Source organism: Parapedobacter lycopersici (assembly GCF_040395035.1).
GTDB lineage: Bacteria > Bacteroidota > Bacteroidia > Sphingobacteriales > Sphingobacteriaceae > Parapedobacter > Parapedobacter lycopersici_A.
The window spans coordinates 1-4,344 of the sequence record NZ_JBEBRB010000116.1 but is presented as its reverse complement, the minus strand read 5'-3'; the positions used below and the strand labels follow the sequence as shown (position 1 = coordinate 4,344).

At 53.0% G+C, this 4,344-nt stretch carries 5 protein-coding genes; 4 read left to right on the top strand and 1 reads right to left on the bottom strand.

The window, feature by feature from the left end; translation table 11 throughout:
• Together ABWO75_RS13375 and ABWO75_RS13370 are read left to right on the top strand one after the other, a co-directional pair.
• On the top strand, positions 1-590 hold a 590-nt coding region (locus tag ABWO75_RS13375), incomplete at its 5' end, for a rhomboid family intramembrane serine protease (protein ID WP_353186340.1).
• Positions 590-1,714, top strand: a complete 1,125-nt coding sequence (locus tag ABWO75_RS13370) for an endonuclease/exonuclease/phosphatase family protein (protein ID WP_353186338.1) — start codon at positions 590-592, stop codon at positions 1,712-1,714. The genes ABWO75_RS13375 and ABWO75_RS13370, both read left to right, overlap by 1 nt.
• Positions 1,715-1,723: 9 nt before the next feature.
• On the opposite strand, the gene ABWO75_RS13365 is transcribed toward ABWO75_RS13370, so the two are convergent.
• Entirely contained in the window at positions 1,724-2,314 is a 591-nt protein-coding gene (locus ABWO75_RS13365; protein ID WP_353186336.1) for a Crp/Fnr family transcriptional regulator, read from the bottom strand.
• A 256-nt stretch (positions 2,315-2,570) separates the two neighbouring features.
• On the opposite strand from ABWO75_RS13365, the gene ABWO75_RS13360 reads away from it, so the two are divergent.
• Together ABWO75_RS13360 and ABWO75_RS13355 are read left to right on the top strand one after the other, a co-directional pair.
• Entirely contained in the window at positions 2,571-3,509 is a 939-nt protein-coding gene (locus ABWO75_RS13360) for a ring-cleaving dioxygenase (RefSeq protein ID WP_353186334.1), read from the top strand.
• 3 nt (positions 3,510-3,512) lie between these two features.
• Complete coding sequence (locus ABWO75_RS13355; protein ID WP_353186332.1) at positions 3,513-4,136, top strand: alpha/beta hydrolase; 624 nt, start codon at positions 3,513-3,515, stop codon at positions 4,134-4,136.
• The last annotated feature ends 208 nt before the right edge of the window (positions 4,137-4,344 follow it).

Below are 4,344 nucleotides of genomic sequence, written 5' to 3'. Positions count from 1 at the left end.
TGGGTATTATATTTCTTGATTTTCTGAAGAAACGGCAGTTCATCTTTGTATACCTCGCCGGAGGTGTGCTTGGCGGTGTGCTGTTTATGCTGGCGTACAATTTCATTCCGGTGTTCCGGGAGGAGGCGCTCCGCACGGTACTTATTGGCTCTTCCGCCAGCGTCAGTGCGGTCGTATTTGCCACGGCAACGCTGTTGCCCGACTACACCCTGCGGATGCTCTTTTTTGGAAATGTCAAGCTGAAATACCTGGCCTTGGCGTTTATCGTTATTGATGTGCTGGCCATCGCAGGCCTTAATGCCGGCGGAAGTATCGCCCACATCGGGGGAGCATTGCTGGGCTACCTGTATATCAGGCAGCTGCGCGCGGGCCACGACTGGAGTCGTGTGCTGGGCCAGCGTAAAAAAAGTAAATTACGCGTGGTCCGGAATGATCACGCCTCCCCGCGGCAGGAACCCCCACTCGTGCCCAACCAGGAAGTGATCGATCAAATCTTAGATAAAATTTCACAATCGGGCTACGACAGCCTTACCAAAGCCGAAAAGGAGGCGCTCTTTAAGGCGAGTAAACAGGGCCAAAATGAGTACTAATGGCACGGAAGGCGCGGCGCACGAATAAATTGGGTGTCATCAGTAAGTTCATGCTATTGGCGAACGGCTGCGCTGTAATTGCGTTGCTGCTGAGTTACCTTGCCCCTGTTGTTAACCCCATGGGGTTTTGGCCGATCGCTTTTTTCGGCATTGCATACCTGCCCTTGCTGGTCGTCAATATCCTGTTTATCATTTACTGGCTGATCCGGCGAATCCCCTATGCCGGCATTTCCCTGATAGCGATTTTAGTGGGATGGAACACCTTTAACAAGCATTTCGGTTTTAGTGCCCGCGTGCCGGCGGATACAATGACTGCGCCCGATTCGGCTGCGATCCGGCTCATGACCTACAACGTCCATTTTTTCCGGACCTTCGAAGCGCAGAATAACGCCCCGGCGATCAAAGACGAGATCATGCAGGTCATCGATTCCGTTTCACCCGATGTCGTCTGTATTCAGGAGTATTATACCCGGCAGCGCGGAAAACACCGGATGTCAAAGGCATTTAAAGAAGATGTCGGTTTACCTTACCGTGTGGTTTTTCCCGCTGCGCAAAACGAGTATGAGGCCTACGGTCTGGCCATTTTCTCCAAATACCCCATTCTGGAATCCGGGCACCTGCCCGATCATCAGTACGGGGTAAACCGGGTGGTATATGCCGATATCAATAAGAATGGCAAGGTCTTCCGCGTGTATAACGTGCATTTACGGTCAATTGGCTTCCAAAAGGAAGACTACGATTTCATCAAGCGCCCGGCCAAAATCATTGAGGAAGATGCCGCATCTACCCGACGCATCGGGTCGCGACTGAAACAGGCCTTCCGGGCGCGGAGCGGCCAGGCAGAATCATTGAAAGCGCATAGCAACGCCTGCCGTGTGCCGTTCATCATTGCCGGAGATTTCAACGACACACCGTTGTCTTATGCCGTCAATCAGGTGTCTTCCGGTATGCAGAATGCCTTTTTGGAAAAAGGACGCGGTTGGGGGGTAACCTACAACGGCGATTTCCCCAATTTTCAGATCGATTACATTCTGGCCAGTAAGGAGTTTTCCATCCAATGGTACCAGATTGTTAAGAAGAAGCTTTCCGACCATTATCCCGTTTGGGCAGACGTGGTACTTTAATCCCCTGCTTTATGCGCTCCGGGTGGCCAGCCGCCGCCGGACCTTGCTGAGAAACTCGGGGGTCATTCCCAGGTATGCAGCGATGTAGTGCTGTGGAACCCGCTGGGTAATTTTGGGGTACTGTTTAATGAAGTCCAGGTAACGCTCCTCCGCCGTCCGTGCCATGGTACGGATCAGGCGCCGTTCCACGGCAACCAGGTGCCGCTGAATCATCAGGCGAAAAACCCGCTCAAATTTGGGCAGCCGGTCCAATAACGCAGCCTTGCTGGCAACATTAAGCGTAAGGAGCTCACTGTCTTCCATCGCTTCAATGTAAAACAGGCTGGGCGTCCGGTCGTGGAAGCTGCCGATATCGCCTACCCACCAGTCTTCAATAGCAAACTGTAGGATGGCCTCACTGCCGTTTTCATCAATGTAATAGGTGCGTATGCAACCCTTTACGATATATGCTTCGAAATTGCAGATTTCACCCTCGCGGAGGAGGATCTGCTTTTTTTTAACCGATCTGGGAACCAGTAGGCCGTTGAAAACCGCCAGTTCCTCCGATGCGAAATTTCCGCAATGGTTAACATAGTCGTTAATGGATTCAAACATCATCATGCAGCATAATGGGTCATCACCACAAACTTAGCTAAAATCCGTTCATATGCAATATCCCCGTGTTGGATATTCCGATCGGCCACACGCGGCGCCCCGGTGGCATTTTTTAAGTATGAAATAACCAAAACCATCAGCGGTGTTTTCACTTTATATAAATGAAACGGCTTTTCTTGTTATAGGTTAATGCGCAGCCGTCCGGCACCGTTTACTTTTGTATCAACAAACAGCCGTTATGGCAAATAAAGGAGTATCAATTATGGAAAACAGGATTTTAGGCCTTCATCACGTTACCGCTATTGCGGGAGATGCCCGAAGGAATCACGATTTTTATACACGCATATTGGGGCAGCGGTTGGTGAAAAAGACCGTTAATTTCGACGACCCGGAAACATATCATTTTTATTTCGGTGACGAAGTGGGTACGCCGGGCACCATTCTCACCTTCTTTCCCTGGGGAAACCGCGTTCACATGGGGCGCCGGGGTACGAAACAGGTAACGGAGGTCGGTCTTTCCGTACCCGAAGGGAGCCTTGATTTCTGGAAACGGCGGATGGAGGAACACAACGTGATCCACAACAACGTGGCTGAGAAGTTCGGCGAGCAGTACTTGACGATTTTGGATCCGGACGGACTGAAACTGGAATTAACCGTGCCGCGGGTCGCCGACACACGCACACCCTGGGAAACGGAGGAAGTAACCGCCGCGCATGCACTGCGGGGATTCCATCACATCACCATTACCACGCAGAAGATGGATGCCACCGCCCGTATCCTGACGGATGTGTTTGGCTATCGGTTGGCTCAACAGGAAGTAAACCGTTACCGCCTGGTGACCGATGCGGTGCAGCAAGCGGCTATTGTTGATTTGGTGGAGGCGCCGGGTGAAGCAGTCGGGCAGGTCGCCGGCGGATCGGTACATCACGTTGCGTTCCGCGTGCCGGATGAGGCCGTATTGATGCATTTTCGCGAAAAAATTGCTGCCCTCGGTCTGCAAATTACCCCGAAAATCGACCGGAATTACTTTTACTCGCTGTATTTCCGCGAGCCGGGAGGCGTGCTGTTTGAATTGGCTACCGATAACCCCGGCTTCGCCACGGATGAAACCGTTGCCCAGCTTGGAAGCGGACTGAAGCTGCCGCCTCAATACGAAGCAAACCGAAGTCATATCGAAGCTGTTTTACCACAATTAGATTAAGTTATGTATACGCACGAAAAACAGGTTATACAGGCCGGGAAAGGAGTGGCACAGGCAAAAAGCGCCGTTGTGCTGCTCCACGGACGGGGCAGTTCGGCACAGGGCATTCTCTCCCTGCAGCATCACCTTCAGTTTACGGATGCTGCCATTGTGGCGCCGCAGGCAACCAATAATACCTGGTATCCCCATAGTTTCATGGCACCGGTTGATCAGAATCAGCCGGCACTGGATTCCGCGCTGGCACGGATTGATGAGGTTTTTGCGGAGCTTGCCACGCAGGGCATGCCCGCAGAACAGGTATATCTCGTCGGTTTCTCGCAGGGTGCCTGCCTCGCCCTGGAATATGCGGCCCGCCATGCCCGCCGGTACCGCGGCATCGTGGCGTTTACCGGGGGACTTATCGGTGCCACATTGGACCATACAGCTTATCTGGGTGATTTTGATGAAACACCGGTATTGATTACCGCCGGTGACCATGATGCACATGTGCCGCTGGCAAGAATTGAAGAAAGTGCCGCCATCCTGCGGCAATTGGGCGCGCAGGTAACCATGGAGATTTATCCGGGAAAACCGCACAGCATCAGTGCCGATGAGACCTTGCTGGCCAACACCCTTATTTTCCGGTGAGCAGCGCACGCTTCGAGTCGGCTTCGAGGGCGCTTCGGGTGTTGTTCGAGGGTTCTTCGAGACTTCTTCGGGAACTGTTCGAGGGCGCTTCGACTCCGCTTCGACCGCGCTTCGACCCGGCTTCGGTGGACACCGAACAAACTCGATAAACTACCGAACTGTTCCCGAAGGGTTCCCGAGCCATACCCGAAGCGTCCCCGGACCGCAG

What these genes read in the sequence shown, in the direction of transcription:
- ABWO75_RS13360 (WP_353186334.1), top strand. Translation starts at nt 2,571, where the DNA reads ATGGAAAACAGGATTTTAGGCCTTCATCACGTTACCGCTATTGCGGGA.
- ABWO75_RS13370 (WP_353186338.1), top strand. Translation starts at nt 590, where the DNA reads ATGGCACGGAAGGCGCGGCGCACGAATAAATTGGGTGTCATCAGTAAG.
- ABWO75_RS13365 (WP_353186336.1), bottom strand. Translation starts at nt 2,314, where the DNA reads ATGATGATGTTTGAATCCATTAACGACTATGTTAACCATTGCGGAAAT.
- ABWO75_RS13355 (WP_353186332.1), top strand. Translation starts at nt 3,513, where the DNA reads ATGTATACGCACGAAAAACAGGTTATACAGGCCGGGAAAGGAGTGGCA.